The sequence below is a fragment of the Buttiauxella warmboldiae genome, from assembly GCF_003818135.1.
In the GTDB taxonomy this organism is placed as follows: Bacteria; Pseudomonadota; Gammaproteobacteria; order Enterobacterales; family Enterobacteriaceae; genus Buttiauxella; species Buttiauxella warmboldiae.
Map to the genome: position 1 here is coordinate 1 of NZ_RPOH01000022.1, position 13,745 is coordinate 13,745.

Annotated in this window: 13 protein-coding genes; 5 read left to right on the forward strand and 8 right to left on the reverse strand. The window is 55.9% G+C overall.

Features of this window, described 5'->3' with window-relative positions:
* Positions 1-117: 117 nt before the first annotated feature.
* The gene (locus EHN07_RS06860) at positions 118-828 is read left to right on the forward strand and encodes a Bax inhibitor-1/YccA family protein (RefSeq protein ID WP_124023433.1); all 711 of its coding nucleotides are present in this window, start codon (positions 118-120) and stop codon (positions 826-828) included.
* A gap of 33 nt (positions 829-861) precedes the next feature.
* Here the strand turns inward: EHN07_RS06860 and EHN07_RS06865 are convergent, their stop codons facing one another.
* From EHN07_RS06865 to EHN07_RS06875, 3 genes are read right to left on the reverse strand one after another with little or no spacing between them, the layout of a single operon-like run.
* On the reverse strand, positions 862-1,830 hold the full coding sequence (locus tag EHN07_RS06865) for a lysylphosphatidylglycerol synthase domain-containing protein (RefSeq protein ID WP_124023434.1): 969 nt from the start codon (positions 1,828-1,830) through the stop codon (positions 862-864).
* Positions 1,830-3,071 carry a cardiolipin synthase ClsB gene (gene clsB / locus EHN07_RS06870; protein WP_124023435.1) on the reverse strand — a complete coding sequence of 414 codons (1,242 nt, stop codon included), beginning with the start codon at positions 3,069-3,071 and terminating at the stop codon, positions 1,830-1,832. The genes EHN07_RS06865 and clsB overlap by 1 nt, the downstream gene beginning before the upstream one ends.
* Positions 3,068-3,826 (reverse strand): endonuclease/exonuclease/phosphatase family protein, encoded by a 759-nt coding sequence (locus EHN07_RS06875; protein WP_124023436.1) that lies wholly within the window; start codon positions 3,824-3,826, stop codon positions 3,068-3,070. Before EHN07_RS06875 ends, clsB begins: the two co-directional genes overlap by 4 nt.
* 132 nt (positions 3,827-3,958) lie before the next feature.
* Between EHN07_RS06875 and EHN07_RS06880 the strand changes: the two genes are divergently transcribed.
* Complete coding sequence (locus EHN07_RS06880) at positions 3,959-4,369, forward strand: YbhQ family protein (protein WP_124023437.1); 411 nt, start codon at positions 3,959-3,961, stop codon at positions 4,367-4,369.
* On the opposite strand, the gene EHN07_RS06885 is transcribed toward EHN07_RS06880, so the two are convergent.
* From EHN07_RS06885 to cecR, 5 genes are read right to left on the reverse strand one after another with little or no spacing between them, the layout of a single operon-like run.
* Positions 4,331-5,437 (reverse strand): ABC transporter permease, encoded by a 1,107-nt coding sequence (locus tag EHN07_RS06885; protein ID WP_124023438.1) that lies wholly within the window; start codon positions 5,435-5,437, stop codon positions 4,331-4,333. The two genes, EHN07_RS06880 and EHN07_RS06885, sit on opposite strands and share 39 nt — an antisense overlap.
* A 9-nt stretch (positions 5,438-5,446) precedes the next feature.
* Entirely contained in the window at positions 5,447-6,586 is a 1,140-nt protein-coding gene (locus EHN07_RS06890) for an ABC transporter permease (RefSeq protein WP_124023439.1), read from the reverse strand.
* Positions 6,573-8,321, reverse strand: coding sequence for an ATP-binding cassette domain-containing protein (locus tag EHN07_RS06895; RefSeq protein ID WP_124023440.1), 1,749 nt, complete (start codon positions 8,319-8,321; stop codon positions 6,573-6,575). The genes EHN07_RS06890 and EHN07_RS06895 overlap by 14 nt, the downstream gene beginning before the upstream one ends.
* Complete coding sequence (hlyD, locus tag EHN07_RS06900; RefSeq protein WP_124023441.1) at positions 8,314-9,312, reverse strand: secretion protein HlyD; 999 nt, start codon at positions 9,310-9,312, stop codon at positions 8,314-8,316. Before hlyD ends, EHN07_RS06895 begins: the two co-directional genes overlap by 8 nt.
* Positions 9,302-9,997 carry a transcriptional regulator CecR gene (gene cecR, locus EHN07_RS06905; RefSeq protein WP_124023442.1) on the reverse strand — a complete coding sequence of 232 codons (696 nt, stop codon included), beginning with the start codon at positions 9,995-9,997 and terminating at the stop codon, positions 9,302-9,304. The genes hlyD and cecR overlap by 11 nt, the downstream gene beginning before the upstream one ends.
* A 251-nt stretch (positions 9,998-10,248) precedes the next feature.
* Between cecR and rhlE the strand changes: the two genes are divergently transcribed.
* From rhlE to licT, 3 genes are all read left to right on the forward strand, one after another.
* The gene (rhlE, locus tag EHN07_RS06910; RefSeq protein WP_124023443.1) at positions 10,249-11,616 is read left to right on the forward strand and encodes an ATP-dependent RNA helicase RhlE; all 1,368 of its coding nucleotides are present in this window, start codon (positions 10,249-10,251) and stop codon (positions 11,614-11,616) included.
* A gap of 67 nt (positions 11,617-11,683) precedes the next feature.
* Positions 11,684-12,625 (forward strand): tRNA dihydrouridine(16) synthase DusC, encoded by a 942-nt coding sequence (gene dusC, locus EHN07_RS06915; protein ID WP_124023444.1) that lies wholly within the window; start codon positions 11,684-11,686, stop codon positions 12,623-12,625.
* A gap of 159 nt (positions 12,626-12,784) precedes the next feature.
* Positions 12,785-13,627 (forward strand): BglG family transcription antiterminator LicT, encoded by an 843-nt coding sequence (gene licT / locus EHN07_RS06920; protein WP_124023455.1) that lies wholly within the window; start codon positions 12,785-12,787, stop codon positions 13,625-13,627.
* Positions 13,628-13,745 lie beyond the last annotated feature (118 nt).

Here is a 13,745-nt window from a genome sequence, read left to right on the forward strand (position 1 = left end):
TTTTCCTTCTTTGTCAGTAATCTCTGGTAACAGGCACCTTCACCCAGTTGTGTTAATCTAAAAGTGCAGGCCTTCGAGCCTGAAACCCGGTTAACGTAATCTACTTGAGGAAGCATCATGGATCGATTCCCACGCTCCAATGACAGCATCGTGCAGCAGGCCCGCACCGGTTTGCAGGCCTATATGGCGCAGGTTTACGGCTGGATGACCTGCGGCCTGTTACTGACGGCCTTTGTCGCCTGGTACGCCGCCAATACGCCCGCGGTGATGGAGTTCGTCTTTTCCAGCAAAATCACTTTCTTTGGCTTGATTATCGTGCAGTTAGGGCTGGTGTTTGTGCTCTCGGGCATGGTGCATAAGCTCAGCGCAGGCATGGCAACCAGCCTGTTTATGCTCTATTCGGCATTAACGGGCCTGACGCTTTCCAGCATTTTTATCGTCTACACCTACTCTTCTATTGCCAGCACCTTCGTGGTGGCCGGGGGAATGTTCGGCGCGATGAGCCTGTATGGCTACACCACCAAACGCGACCTAAGCGGTTTTGGCAATATGCTGTTTATGGCGCTGATCGGCATCGTGCTGGCGTCGCTGGTGAACCTGTGGCTAAAAAGCAGCGCGCTGATGTGGGCGGTGACCTATATTGGGGTGGTCGTCTTTGTTGGCCTGACGGCCTACGACACCCAGAAGCTGAAAAATATCGGCGAGCAGATTGATAGCCGTGATACGCAGAACATGCGCAAGTATTCTATCCTCGGCGCACTGACGCTGTATCTTGATTTTATCAACCTGTTCCTGATGCTGCTGCGTATTTTCGGCAACCGCCGTTAATTCGGGCGTTCATAAGGCGGATAAATATCCGCCTTATGCATTCTCCCCCAGCTTCTTCTCATTCTTCACGCGCAGCTTCTTCGCCCGACTCTCAAGCACTAAATAACACACTATTGCCAGTATCAGCGGCGCGATGTAATAGAGCATTCGATACGCCAGCAGCGCCGCGATAATCGTGCCGTTGCTGAGATGCTCCCCGCCCAGTAAAGCGATAAATACCGCCTCCAGCACGCCAATACCTGCGGGAATATGCACAATCACCCCAGCGATGCTGCTCACCAGTAATACGCCCAGCACAAAGAAATAGTTCACCTCCTGGCCCAGCAACAGCCAGATAATGGCCCCCATCACCATCCAGTTACAGCTCGAAATCGCCAATTGCATCAGGGCGAATTTAAACGATGGCAGCACCAGGCGCTGGCCTTTGATCGTCATATGGCGATGTTTGGCGAAGGCACAAAAACACAGATAAACCGCGATGATCGCCAGCAATACGCCACCTAAAATCCGCAAAGTGGTTTCGTCGATGTACCAGTGATCCGGCAATTGCACCACACCGACGGTAAAAATCACCCCCGCCAGCAAAATGTAGCCCAGCCAGTTGGTGGAAATACTCAATGAGAAGATTCGAGTAATCGTGGCGCTCGGCAGCCCAAGCCGTGAATAAAGGCGGTAACGCATGCCGATACCGCCAACCCAGGTACTCAGCGTTAGGTTGAAGGCATAACAGATAAACGAGACTAACATCACCTGCCGTTTTGCCAGCTTATGCCCGCAATAAGCGCGCGCCAGCAGGTCGTAACCGCCGTAAATCAGGTAGCTGAGAATCACCAGCCCTATCGCGCTGAACAGCGCCAGTCGGTTGTAATTGCGTATTACCTCCCACACTTCCCCCCAGTTCACTTTGGTGGCATACACCGCTAACAGGACGATAACGGCGATGAAAAATAGCCCGGTGAGGATTTTTTTCGCTTTGCGCCACGCTGGCGTTGAGAGTGACATCAGTATTTGGCTCCCTGATTATCGGCCTTTACCCGGTCCTGGGTTTCCATATGCGGCTGCGCCGGAGGCATCACCTGGGCAAGCTTTGGCGTGTGGGCAGGTAACCAGCCCACCATCGCCGGGAAGTGGCGTAAAAAGTGGAACGCCAGCACGCTTTTTCCCAGGTTCCACCAGCTGCGCTTGGGCAGCATCGACTCATCAACAGGGTAGCAATCTTTGGCCATCAGGCCGTTAAGATTGGCGCGTAGCGTGTCGTTGAAGGTGCGGTCATAAATAATCAGGTTGGCTTCCAGATTGAGCGATAAACTCAGCGGGTCGAGATTGCTGGAGCCGACCGTGGCCCAGTGATCATCCATAAGGGCCACTTTTCCATGTAACGGACGGCGATGGTATTCATAGATTTTCACGCCCGAGCGCACCAAATAGTTGTACAGCAGGCGCGCACCGACTTTAACAATCGGCATATCCGGCTCGCCCTGCACAATCAGTTTCACCGAGACGCCACGACGCGCGGCATTACGCATCGCATGAAGCAGGCGATACCCCGGGAAGAAATAGGCGTTGGCGATAATCACTTCACGTTTCGCATGACTGAGCATTTTCAGATAATAGCGTTCGATATCATCACGATGCCGATCGTTATCGCGCCAGACAAACAGCGCTTGCGCCTCACCGGGCGTGAGGTTTTCGTGCGCCGGGCTGCGCCGACGCCACCACTGGCGCTTGTTTTCATGGCCGGGCAGGTTGGAGATCGCATACTGGTAAATGTCATCCACCACCGGCCCTTCCACCTTGACCGAGTAATCCTGCTTTGCCTCCGGGCCGTAATCACTCATCTGCTCAGCGGAATAGTTAATACCCCCAACAAACGCCACGCTGCCATCCACCACCACGATTTTGCGGTGCATACGGCGAAATAAATTGGTACGCATTCCAAACACTAACGGGCGCGGGTCGTAATAGCGGAACATCACCCCGGCGCTGGTGAGCTGGTTGACAAACTCAGCGCTTAAATCCGGTGAGCCGTAGCCATCAAGCAGCACTTCAATGCTCACGCCACGGCGTGCGGCGCTCAGCAGCACCGCGTGCAGCTGCTTGCCGACATCATCTTCAAACCAGATAAAGGTTTCGAGCAGCACTTTACTGCGGGATTGTTCAATAGCTTGAAACACCGCGGGGAAAAACTGGTCGCCGTTTTCCAGCAGCGTAATATGGTTCCCGTCACGCCAGTTATTTTTCATAGATGAATCTCCACGGCTAATGGCGCATGATCCGAGAGATGCCGCCACTGCCGCAACGGCAGGGCCGTAGGGGCAGAAGCAGAGGCATTTTTCACATAAATTCTGTCAAGACGCAGCAGCGGGAAACGAGCAGGGAAGGTGCGCGCCGGGCGGCCCCAGGCTCGAGTAAAGACTTCATCTAAGCCAGTCTGTTTGAGCGGTAAATTTGCGCGCTGTTGCCAGTCATTAAAATCACCGGCTACCACCACCGGCTCGCCTTGCGGGAGATTATCCACCAGGCGGCAGAGCATATTGAGCTGCGCCTGGCGGTGGGCGTCGCGCAAACCGAGGTGCACACAAATCACATGCACGCGGATATCCAGGCCCGGTAGCGTCATCTGGCAGTGCAGCATGCCGCGCTTTTCGTGGCCCTCTACCGAGATATCGCGGTTTTGATAATCGGTAATAGGAAAGCGCGACAATACGGCATTGCCGTGGTGTCCTTCGGGATAAACCGCATTGCGGCCATAGGCGAAATCGCTCCACATGGTGTCGGCGAGGAATTCGTAATGGCTGGTATCCGGCCAGTTCTCGACGTGCAAAGGGTGGATTTCATGGGCGCCCATCACCTCCTGCAGGCAGACAATATCGGCAGAAACCGCACGTACCGCATCGCGCAACTCGGGCAAAATAAAACGCCGGTTGAGCGCGGTGAAACCCTTGTGCGTATTAATCGTGAGCACTTTAAAGGATAAGTGCTGAGCTTTATTACCCATGCTTCTCCCGGCATTGTTAACATCCTGATGAAAATAAAGTGTAGTCTGTGTCACAAATAGCTGCCGGGTTACGGAATTTTCCGCATACTGCGGTACTCTGAATGACAGAAAATAGCCGCCAGGAGAGAAAGAATGAAATGGCAACAACGCGTACAGGTGACAACGGGCCTGAGCTGCTGGCAGATAATGCTGCATCTTGCAGTGGTCGCTGCGCTGCTCGTTGGCTGGAAAACGGCTACCCTGATACCGGTCGGCATCGGGCTGTGTTTGCTGTATGTCGCGACCGTTATTCTGATGCTCGCCCTGCACCGCGTGCGCAGCGGGCGGTTACGTGATATCGGTGACTTTCTTGAAGAGCTGACCACCACCTGGTATTTCGGCTCCGCGATGATTGCGCTGTGGCTGCTGTCACGCGTGATAGAAAACAAGTTTCTGCTCCTCGCCGCCGGTATCGCGATGATTGCCGGGCCAGTTATCTATTCGCTGCTGGCTAAAGATAAAACCTCAGGCAATTTTACGCCGAAACATCCAGTACGCCGCTGAACCCGTCGTGGCCGCGATAACCAATAGCGGCCACACGCTTCCCCACACAATATCGAAACTCGCATTCTTCAAATAAATCTGCTTGGTGATATCGGTGAAGTGCCGTATCGGATTTGCCCAGGTCAGGTTTTGCAGCCACACCGGCATGTTTTCTACCGGCGAGACATAACCCGAGAGCAAAATGGCGGGCATCATAAAGACAAACACCCCGATAAACGCCTGCTGCTGCGTTGAGCACAGCGAGGAGATCAGTAAACCGAATCCCACCAGCGACAGGCCGTAAATCAGCATCGTGAAGTAAAACAGCAGCAGCGAGCCGGAAAACGGAATCTGATAGCCCCAGATGCCGACGCCCAGCACGATGGTGGCCTGGCCGATTGCCACGATTTGCGCAGGCACCGCTTTGCCGACGAAAATCTGCCAGGTGGCGAGCGGGGAAACCAGTAGCTGATCGAGGGTGCCTTGCTCACGTTCGCGGGCAACGGAAAGCGAGGTGACAATCATCACGCCGATGGTGGCGATCATCGCAATCAGCGACGGCACCACAAACCATTTGTAATCCAGATTCGGGTTGTACCAGTTGCGCACCACCAGCTCGCTGTTATTCGGTTTTGGCTGCCCGGACACCAGTTCCTGCTGGTAGTTTTTCACTATCTGTTGCAGATAGTTGGCGGCGATCTGCGCGCTGTTGGAGTTGCGCCCGTCGAGAATAATTTGCAGTTTCGCCTGCTGAAGGCTGGCGATATCCCGCGAAAAATCCGCCGGGAAGCGAATCAGCAGCAACGCTTTCTGGTTATCAATAGTCGGCTGGATCTCCTGCGGGCTTTTCAACAACAGCACATGGCTAAACGCTTTGGCGCGGGCAAAACGCTGAGTCAGTTCAACCGAGTGGCTGCCGTTATCTTCGTTATAAATCGCGATGGTGGCGTTGGTCACTTCGAGCGTGGCGGCAAACGGGAACAGCACCACCTGCAATACCACCGGCAGAATCAAAATCGCGCGGGTTTGCGGTTCGCGCAGCAGGGATTGCAGCTCTTTGCGAATCAATGTCCAGAGTCGATGAAACATGGTAGTCCTCTAATCAAGACGACGTTTGGTTTTAAGCGCCGTCAGGCCGATAAACATCACCGCCGAGGCAATTAAAAACAGCACGTTGATGATTAACACGGTGGTGATATTCCCCGCCAGAAACAGGCTTTGCAGCGTGCTGACGAAATAACGGGCCGGAATGATATAGGTCACCGCGCGGATAACCATCGGCATACTGTCAATCTGGAAGATAAAACCGGACAGCATAATCGACGGCAGGAACGCGGCATTCAGCGCAACCTGTGCTGCGTTAAACTGGTTGCGGGTTATCGTTGAAATCAACAGCCCCATGCCGAGGGTGCTGAGCAAAAACAGGCTGGTCACTAAGAACAAAATGAGCAGCGAGCCGCGATACGGCACGCCGAGAATAAATACCGACACCAGCATACACAGCAGCATCGCCAGCATCCCCAGCACGTAGTAGGGCAGCAGCTTACACAGCAGCAGCTCGGCGCGCGTGACCTGGGTGGAAAGCAGCGCCTCCATAGTGCCGCGCTCCCATTCCCGCGCCACCACCAGAGACGTTAGAATCGCGCCAATCACCGTCATAATGATGGTCACCGCGCCGGGAATAATAAAATGCTGGCTGATGGCCGCCGGGTTAAACCAGTAGCGCAGCTGCACGTCGATCGGCGGCTCAAACTTTTCCCCCCGGTCTTCCGCCCGCTGTTGCTGCCAGACCTGCCAGATACCCTCCATATACCCCTGCACAAAGTTGGCGGTATTGGGTTCGCTGCCGTCGGTAATGACCTGCACCGGAGCGGTAGCCCCCGCTCGCGCCATGTTCTGCGCAAAATCAGTTGGGATAACCACCAGGCCGCGAATTTTCCCCGCCTGCATCAGCTGAATCAGATGCTGGCGGTTATCGCTAATCGTCGGGTCAATATACGGCGAGGCGGTGATGGCGTGGGTGAAATCCAGCGCCTCTTCGCTTTGCTGCTCCAGCAGCACGCCAACGCGCAGGCGGCTGGAGTCGAGGTTGATGCCGTAACCAAAAATAAACAGCAGCAGCAGCGGGATCGCCACCGCAATCAGCCAGCTGCTGGGGTCACGCACAATCTGGCGCGTCTCTTTCACGCACAGGGCGCGCACCCGCCGCCAGGAAACGGCCTGATTAGCTTCGCTCATGCTCGTGCTCCTTATCCCACTGATGGATAAGCGTAATAAACGCCTGCTCCATCGTTGGGTCAGTTTGCTCGTCAACGGCCGCTTGCTCTTTCAGATCGTCAGGCGTGCCGCTGGCAATCAATTTGCCGCGATACACCAGCCCGATGCGGTCACAGTATTCGGCTTCATCCATAAAGTGGGTGGTTACCATCACGGTAACGCCTTTTTCCACCATGCTGTTGATGTGTAACCAGAATTCCCGGCGGGTAATGGGATCAACCCCCGAGGTTGGCTCATCCAGAAACAAAATGTCCGGCTCGTGCATTAATGAACAGGCCAGCGCCAGGCGCTGCTTAAACCCCAGCGGCAGCGCGTCCGTGGCGCTGTTGATAATCGGTTGCAGGTTAAAGGCTTCGCTCATGCGGTTAATTTTCTCCTCCTGCGCTTTGCCGCGCAGGCCATACACGCCGGAGAAAAAGCGCAGGTTTTGCGCCACCGTCAGGTTGCCATACAGGGAAAATTTCTGCGCCATATAACCCAGGTGCTGGCGCGCCTTGCCGGAGCTGGTTTTTAAGTCCATATCCAGCACCAGGGCTTTGCCGGATGTCGGCACCAGCAGGCCGCACATCATTTTAAAGGTGGTCGATTTTCCGGCGCCGTTTGGCCCCAGCAGGCCGAAAATTTCCCCGCGCTGCACGGTGAAATCGACGTGGTCAGTTGCAGCAAAATCACCAAATTTTTTGGTTAAGGCTTCGGCTCTGATAACCGTCTCACCCGGCGTGCCTTCCACGGTATGCAGAACTTTTCCCAGCGGAGATTCCTGGGCCGCCGCGCCGCCCAGCAGATCGATAAACGCATCTTCAAAGCGCGGTTCGGTTGGCGCAATATTTTCCGCAGGCACATTCAGCGCCCGGGTGAGTTCATCGATGGATGAATCTTTAGCGAGGATTAGCCGAACCGAGCGCCCCTGAATCACGCCGTCGCTAACCTGCGGCAGTTTCAGCGCACGTTGCAACAGTTTGCGGTTATTCTCTTCGCTGTGGCTGACCAGCAGCGAGCGCCCGGCCATTTGCTGCGTCAGCTCTTTCGGCGCGCCGTGGTACAGCAGCTCGCCTTCGTTCATCAGCAGCACGTCGCGGCACTGTTCGGCTTCGTCGAGATACGAAGTGCTCCACACAATCAGCATCCCGTCACCCGCCAGCTCATGCACCATCTGCCACAGTTCGCGGCGCGATATCGGGTCAACGCCAACGCCGGGTTCATCCAGCAGCAGGACTTTCGGCTGGCCGACCAGCGTACAGGCGAGGCCGAGCTTCTGTTTCATGCCGCCCGAAAGCTTTCCGGCAAGCCGGGTGGTAAATGGCCCGAGGGCGGTAAACTCCAGCAGCCGCTTGAAAGTCGCCTCGCGTTCGGCCCCGGTGACCGCGCGCAAATCGGCGTACAGCGTCAGGTTTTCCATCACCGTTAAATCTTCATACAGGCCAAATTTTTGCGGCATATAGCCCAGTACCGCATGCAGGGCGCGATCGTCTGCAACCGGATCGAGTCCGGTCACGCTCGCCGTGCCTTCCGTGGGTTTTAACAACCCGGCGAGCATCCGCATCAGCGTGGTTTTCCCCGCGCCATCCGGGCCGACCAGCCCGGTTACCGAACCGCTATGGATTTCGCATTCAAGGCGGGCAACGGCGGGTTTGTCCTGCCCCGGAAACTGTTTCATCAGCCCCTGCAGGCGAATGATCCCCTGCTGGCTACTCATGCGTTGTCTCGTTTTTGAATTTCACGGTGACCGGCATTCCCTGGCGCAGCGCATCGTCGGCATCGGTGACGATAATGCGCAGGCGGTAAACCAGATCGGTGCGCAAATCCGGAGTTTCAACGGTTTTTGGCGTGAATTCCGCAGTCGGCGAGACAAAGCCGATTTTGCCGTGATACGGCTTATCCGGGCGGCCATCGGTATACACCAGCAGTTCTGTGCCAGGTTTGGCCTGATCCAGGCTCACTTCATTAACGTACGCGCGCACCCAAACCGGGCGGGTGAGGGAGAGCGTTAACACGGTGCTGCCCGCATTTAACATGCTGCCAGGCTCGACGGCTCGTGTCAGCAGGGTGCCATCAGACGGCGCAACCAGCGCGGTGTCCTGCAAATCTAACTGCGCCTGTGCAAGCTGGGCTTGCGCCTGCTGGAGGCTGGCCTGCGCCTGAGCAATTTCCTGCGGGCGGTTACCGGTTTGGTACTGGCTCAGCTTATCCTGCGCGGCTTTGAGCGTGGCTTTGGCCTGGTCGCTTGATGAGCGGGCATTTTCCAGCTCATTGGCAGAAATGACGCGCCTGGCCCACAGCCCCTGCTGGCGCTGATAGAAGTTCTGCGCATAATCAAACGCGGCCTGCGCCTGCTTCACCTGCGCTGCCGCCTGGGCAATTTCTTCGTCGCGATAACCGGCAATCACCAGGTCGAACTTTGCCTGGGCTGCAGCCACGTTGGCTTGCGCCTGGAGCAGGGCGTTCTGATAAGGCCCCGAGTCCAGTTCGCCAAGCGTAGTACCGGCTTTAATGGCATCCCCTTCATCGACCTGCAATGCCGCAAGACGCCCGCCGACGCGGAAGCTCAGATTAACGGTGCGAATATCCACGTTGCCGTACAGCGTTAGCCCCGGGTCTTGCTGGCTTTGGTACCAGAACGCACCGCCGAGCCCCGCAACAATCAGGGCGGCCACCGCCAGGATAACTATCGGCTTTTTACTTTTCATGCTCGCTTTCCCTCTGTTGGGCTGACAGCCCCTGCAAAATGAAATCGATATGGCTGCGTACCACTTCGCTGATTTGCTTCACGTTCCCGGCATCAAACGTTGTCCATCCGGCGCGCAGCAGAATGGTTTCGCGCCCCAGACGGAACGCCAGCACCTGCCCGAGCAGCGCATGGGTATGAAGAATTGTTGCGGTGTCATCCGCATGGCTTCCGGTATAGCGCCCGACCAGGCTTGTGAGGTGCGTATGCATCGGCGCTATCACCTGTTCGTGGATCAACTGATAAGCCGGGGTTGGGGAGAGCTGCTCGCGGGAGATAAACTTGCTGAGGTTCAGCGTGTCATCGGCGGTCAGCAGCAGAATCATATGCTCGCAGGCGGTGTGAATCAGCTCGCGGATTTGTGCTTTATCAGCCTGCGGCTGGTCAAGTATCGCCCTGGCGCTTTCCACATGCGGCCTGAAATTATGGGTGATGAAATCGGCAATCCACTGCGCGCAGGCCATATACAGCTCTTCTTTCGAGCCAAAATAGTAGGTAATAGCGGCAATGTTTTGCCCGGCAAGGGCGGCAATATCACGGGTCGTGGCGTGCAGCCCATACTCGCCAAATTGGGCGATAGCCGCGTTGATAAGCGTATTTTTTGCCTGCTCACCGCGTGTGGTGGCAGGCGTTGGTGTCGCATTCATCGCGATCTCTTAAAAAAGTTAATCAATCGATTGACTAAGAATAGGCACCCGGTCGATCCCTGTCCAGTGCCTGGATTGAGGTGGTGAAAAGGTCAAAAAATAGAATTTGTGCGTAACGTCACAAAACCTGTTACACTGCGCGGCTTACGGCACCGTGGTTTGTGCCCCTCTCTCGCGCCAGAATGACTGGCGTCATACGAACCCCTGGAAACTACACCGCGCCTCGCGGTCAGGGCGATTCTGGAGTACCTATGTCTTTTGATTCTCTCGGCCTGAACGCCGATATTCTGCGTGCAGTGGAAGAGCAGGGCTATCGTGAGCCTACCCCTATTCAAAGCCAGGCGATTCCCGTCGTCTTAGCAGGCCGTGACCTGATGGCCAGTGCCCAAACCGGCACCGGCAAAACAGCTGGCTTTACCTTGCCGCTGTTGCAGCGCCTGATTGATAAACAGCCGCATGCCAAAGGTCGCCGCCCGGTGCGCGCACTGATCCTGACGCCAACCCGTGAGCTTGCAGCTCAGATTGGCGAAAACGTGCGTGACTACAGCAAATATTTAGATATCCGTTCGCTGGTGGTTTTCGGCGGCGTGAGCATTAACCCGCAGATGATGAAACTGCGTAGCGGCGTGGACGTGCTGGTGGCAACGCCTGGCCGTCTGTTAGATCTGGAACACCAGAACGCGGTGAAACTCGATCAGGTCGAAATTCTGGTGCTGGACGAAGCCGACCGTATGCTGGATATGGGCTTTATCCACGACATCCGTCGCGTACTGGCCAAACTGCCTGCGCGCCGCCAGAACCTGCTGTTCTCCGCGACCTTCTCTGATGAGATTAAAGGCCTGGCTGAAAAGCTGCTGCACAACCCGGAAGAAGTGTCCGTGGCGCGCCGCAACACCGCATCCGAGCAAGTGACTCAGCACGTTCACTTCGTTGATAAGAAACGTAAAAGAGAGCTGCTGTCGCAGATGATTGGCGAAGGTAACTGGCAGCAGGTGCTGGTATTTACCCGTACCAAACACGGTGCCAACCACCTGGCAGAGCAGCTGGGCAAAGACGGCATCACCGCGGCGGCTATCCACGGTAACAAGAGCCAGGGCGCGCGTACTCGTGCATTGGCTGACTTCAAAAACGGCGGCGTTCGCGTGCTGGTGGCAACTGACATCGCCGCGCGTGGTATTGATATCGAAGAATTGCCGCACGTGGTGAACTACGAACTGCCGAACGTTCCGGAAGATTACGTACACCGTATTGGCCGTACTGGCCGTGCGGCGGCAACCGGCCAGGCGCTGTCTCTGGTATGTGTTGATGAACACAAACTGCTGCGTGACATCGAACGCGTGCTCAAGCGTGAAGTGCCGCGTATGGCTATTCCAGGGTACGAAGTGGACCCAACCATTCCTGCCGAGCCGATTGTTAATGGTCGTCAACAGCAGCGCGGCGGCGGACGTGGCAACGGCGGCGGTCAGGGCCAGGGTCAACGTCGTGGCGGCAATGGCGGCGCGTCTTCCGAGCGCAGCAATGCACCGCGTCGCCCATCGCGCCCACAAGGTGATGGAGCCGCAAAACCTGCGGGCGCTAATGGTCGTCGCCGTCCGGTGCGCAAGCCAGTCTCTGCATAATTAATTAGGCTTTGCCAACTCAAACAGAGGCGCTAACATAGCGCCTCTTTTTTTACCGGAAAATGTTATGCGCGTGCTACTGGCACCAATGGAAGGGGTTCTCGATTCGCTGGTTCGGGAACTGCTGACGGAGGTTAACGACTACGACTTGTGTATCACCGAGTTTCTGCGCGTGGTCGATCAGCTTTTGCCGGCAAAATCCTTCTATAAACTTTGCCCCGAGCTGCATCAGGCCAGCCGCACCTCTTCCGGGACACTAGTACGCATTCAATTACTGGGGCAACACCCGCAATGGCTGGCTGAAAACGCTGCTCGTGCGGTGGAGTTAGGTTCCTGGGGCGTTGATCTTAACTGCGGTTGCCCTTCCAGGCTGGTGAACGGCAGCGGCGGCGGTGCTACTCTGCTTAAAGACCCCGATCTTATTTACCGTGGCGCAAAAGCAATGCGCGAAGCGGTGCCCGCACATTTGCCGGTGACGGTAAAAATCCGCCTCGGCTGGGACAGCGATGCGCGTCAGTTTGAAATTGCCGATGCGGTGCAGCAGGCCGGTGCCACCGAGCTTGCGGTGCACGGGCGCACCAAAGAAGATGGCTATAAAGCCGAGCGTATTAACTGGGCGGCGATTGGTGAAATCCGCAAGCGGCTATCGATCCCGGTGATTGCCAACGGCGAAATCTGGGACTGGCAAAGCGCGCAAAACTGCATGGCGGCAACGGGCTGTGATGCGGTGATGATTGGCCGCGGCGCGCTAAATATCCCCAATTTAAGCCGCGTGATAAAACATAACGAACCGCGTATGCCGTGGCCTGATGTGGTGAAGCTGCTGCAAAAATACAGCCAGCTTGAGAAGCAGGGCGATACCGGGATGTATCACGTGGCGCGCATTAAACAGTGGCTGGGGTATTTGCGTAAAGAGTACGCTGAAGCGACGGCGTTATTCACTGAGATCCGTACCCTCAGGCACTCCGCAGAGATCGCCCGCGTGATTCTGCCTCTGAGCGTTAACTAGCGATCTTCATCACGATTTTCACCTCATGCGTTTGAGGGATCGGGCAAAGCTGCTACAGTGACGCCGTTGGATTGTTACTGCTGCGGCAGGCAAAACCTGATTTTCTGGCCCCCGCCGGAGATCGGGTTTTTTTGTTTCTGGGGTATGGGTAAAGTATCGATGAAGATCGCCAAAATACTCAACAACAACGTAGTGGTGATTCTGGACGAACACGGACGTGAGCAGGTGGTGATGGGGCGCGGCCTGGGCTTTCAGAAACACACCGGCGACGCGCTGGAAAAGGAGAAAATCGAAAAGATTTTTGCCCTGCAAAGTGACGAACTGGCGGCGCGTCTGGGGGAGCTGTTAAGCCAAATCCCGCTGGAAGTGATGACCACCTGCGATCGCATTATCGAACTTGCACGGCAGCGCCTTGGGAAGCTACAGGAAAGCCTCTACATCACGCTGACCGACCACTGCCATTTTGCCATTGAGCGGCAAAAGAAAGGCATAACCATCCGCAATGTTCTGCTGTGGGAAATTAAGCGGCTGTACCCTAAGGAGTTTTTGCTGGGTCAGGAAGCCGTGGTGATGATTGAAAAACGGCTGCGTGTGCAGCTGGCTGAAGATGAGGCGGGGTTTATTGCGCTGCATCTGGTCACCGCACAGCTCAACAGCGCAATGCCGGAAGTGATGCACGTGACGCGCGTAATGCAGGAAATTTTGCAGATCGTAAAATATCAGTTGCGGTTTGAGTATGACGAAGAGAGCCTGAGCTACCAGCGCTTTGTTACGCACCTGAAGTTTTTCGCCCAGCGGATGCTGAGCCGCAACGTGGTGGCCGATGATGACGTTACGCTCCACGCGGCGGTGAAAGATAATTACCCTCACGCCTGGCGCTGCGCGGAAAAAATCAGCCGTCACCTGGTGACGGAGTATCAGCGCGAGCTGACGACGGAAGAAATTATGTTCCTCGCGATTCACATTGAGCGGGTGCGCAAAGAGAGTCTTAAAGTTTCATAACGGCGTGCCGAAAGGCCGACGAAAACAAAAACGGATTGTTACTGCTGCGGCAGGCAAAACCTGAGCGCTGGCCTCCCTTCACGGGAGGCTGGCCTCAGGTTTTTTTTAACTCAAAACA